The sequence below is a fragment of the Streptomyces mexicanus genome, from assembly GCF_902506575.1.
GTDB lineage: Bacteria > Actinomycetota > Actinomycetes > Streptomycetales > Streptomycetaceae > Streptomyces > Streptomyces mexicanus.
This window is the reverse complement of sequence record NZ_LR732616.1, coordinates 1-896: the sequence shown is the minus strand read 5'-3', so window position 1 is coordinate 896 and position 896 is coordinate 1. Positions and strand designations below refer to the sequence as shown.

General features: G+C 77.5%; 2 protein-coding genes. Both read right to left on the bottom strand.

The features are described from left to right. The coding region (locus GV126_RS33555; protein WP_159674906.1) for a hypothetical protein at window positions 1-291 on the bottom strand (291 nt) is incomplete at its 3' end. Between the two features lie 99 nt (window positions 292-390). After that, on the bottom strand, window positions 391-896 hold a 506-nt coding region (locus tag GV126_RS33550), incomplete at its 5' end, for an ATP-binding protein (RefSeq protein ID WP_201299979.1).

Sequence of the window (896 nt, the reverse complement as noted above, 5' to 3'; positions counted from 1 at the left end):
CCCGCGCAGAGGTCGAGGCGGAGGTGGAGCGGGCCGCGCGGCCCGCTCCACCTCCGCCTCGACCTCTGCGCGGGGCCGCCGCTCGACGTTCGCGTACTCGCTCAGCGCGGCCTGCAGGTCGCGCGCGAGGTCGCGCCAGGCCCGCCAGGCCGTCTCGTACGTCTCGCTCTGCAACCCGGTCCAGCGCTCCTGCGCGGGCGGGCCGTAGGTGCGCCGCAGCTGCTCGACCCGGGTGTGCGCCTCGTCGGCCGCACGCTGCAACGCCACCAGCTCTTCGAAGGTGTGTGACACAGCCCAGGACCCTAAGCACCGCGGGGCGCACGGCCCCCGCGACCTGCCGGGACCGGGGCTTGGCACACCCGTGTGGGGCAGTGCGCCCGCGGCCGTGTCTCACCGGCCGAGCAGCAGCTCGCTCCACACCTGTTTGCCGCCGCTGACGGGCAGCGTGCCCCAGCAGGCGGAGACCGCTTCGACCAAGAGGATGCCCCGGCCGCCGGTGGCCTCCCAGCCGATGCTGGTCGGCTTGGCGGGGGTGCGCGGCGAGGCGTCGGCGACGGCGATGCGCAGCCGGTGGTTGACGAGGCTGAGGTCCAGCCGCACCCGGCCCTCGGTGTGCACCAGGGCGTTGGTGACCAGCTCGGACACGACGAGGAGGGCGGCGTCGGTCTCCTCCCCCACGCCCCAGGAGCGCAGCGTGCGGCGGGTGAAGCGGCGGGCGGGGCTGACCCCCCCCGGCACCCCCCCCACCCTCCCGCTCTCCCTGAGCGGGCGCCCCGCCCGGCCGGCGTAGCGCATGAGGGGCAGGGCGATGTCGTCGGCGCGGCGGACGTCGCTGAGCAGGGGGGCGGCGACCCGGCCCCGATGGGCGGGGGCGGGCGCGGCCCGGGCGCGGGGGC